This is a genomic window from Muribacter muris (assembly GCF_001038205.1).
Lineage (GTDB): Bacteria > Pseudomonadota > Gammaproteobacteria > Enterobacterales > Pasteurellaceae > Muribacter > Muribacter muris.
Genome location: NZ_JWIZ01000124.1, coordinates 1 through 1,547 on the forward strand (window position 1 = coordinate 1; position 1,547 = coordinate 1,547).

Consider the following 1,547-nt stretch of genomic DNA (forward strand, 5'->3'; position numbering starts at 1 on the left):
GCGCTTGCGCCGCAAAGTGCGACGCATCCGGGACAGTATTTAAACGATATAAAACACGAGGTTTATTTACATTCAAAAGTAACGATTATAGACGATGTATTTTTATTTATCGGCTCGGCAAATCTGAATACCCGCAGTATGCAAGTGGATACGGAGTTGGGGATAATCAGCGAATGTAAGCAGGTAAGTCAAACATTACGCCAGCGATTATGGCAAATTCATACCCGGCAAGCGGTGGGAAGTGCGATGAATCCTAACGAGTTAAGTCGTTATCAAAATGCGGAGATAGCTTTTGATAAGTGGAGGGATAGAATAGAAGAGTATAAAGGAGAAAAAATTATAGATAGTCCTTTACGGGAATTTATCCGTATGTCGCCTACTATTAGTAAATCGGATTAGATTATGAAAGTGATAAAAGGTCTTTTTATTATCCTAGTATTAGGTGTATTGGGTTTATTGGGCTTAAAACGTTATTTGGATTGCAACCCGATTCATTTGGGCGGCACGGGTACGGCGATACCTGCCTATTGCAATGCACAGGTAAAAGTGAGTGAAACAACAATGACGAAGAGGGATAAGCTGATGTACAGCGAACGGTTTGAACGTGAAAATCAATTTAGTTGCCGCTACGAGTATAAACCGCCGTTATCGGCAGAGACGCAGGTGTTGTATGAGTATGCGTTATATCAGGATTTACACAATATGTGGACGGGTAAAAAAAATGATGAGGTATGGTTAAATGCCGCGGTATATTACCGGATAGCGGCGGCAAATGGGGATTATAAAGCGAATATCCGTTTGCAGTATTTATTAAAGACAGGGCGGGTCTCTTACAGTGGGCAGAGATTATGGAGTGAGGATTTAGTCAATGATTTAAATAAGCAGTTGGCGGAGCAGTTATTGGCGACAGCGTATTATAATTTACAGGGAAATGTGGAGCAGGGGTATGGAGTGGCGGGGACGGACGGCACGCGTTGGGCATTATTACACAGGGCGGCGGAGTTGGGTAGTCGGGAAGCGCAATATGTGTTGGGTGAGTTGATAAGGGGGTTAAATAACGATGAAACAGAAGCGTTTAGGCGTGATTTAACCAAGAGATTGTTTCAGTGTGCCTCGGAACAGGGAGAGCCTTCAGCATCTCTCTATTTGGGGATAATGTATAAACGTGAAAAAAATTTTACAAAGGCATTAGAGACTTTTCATCAAGGTGCAAAAAATGGAAGTGATAGTTCAGCACGGAGATTATCGGTAGCTTTTGACGGAAAAAGGGAAGATGATAAACAGGACATTTACTTTTTAAATTTATCGATTGATTTAGAGCGAGCTAAACGTTATGAAATGATAGGGCAATACCTTTCTAGAAATAAGCATTTACAGCCCAAAGTGCCGGATTTAGACGAGATCGTGCCGTTACCGCCGGCAGAGTTACCGGCGTGGGACGGTAAGATAGCATTTCAGCGTTGGTTTGAGGGCGAAAGCCCGGAAAAACCGAATGAGGCATTAGTGAAGAAATTGGCGGCACAGGCGGGTTTAGATTGGGAAACGGG

General features: G+C 43.1%; 2 protein-coding genes. Both read left to right on the forward strand.

Translation table 11 applies throughout. The features are described from left to right. Positions 1-399 (forward strand): phospholipase D-like domain-containing protein (locus RO21_RS12000; RefSeq protein ID WP_047978017.1); only part of this gene is annotated, 399 nt, incomplete at its 5' end. Between the two features lie 3 nt (positions 400-402). Then, on the forward strand, positions 403-1,547 hold a 1,145-nt coding region (locus tag RO21_RS12005; RefSeq protein WP_047978018.1), incomplete at its 3' end, for an SEL1-like repeat protein.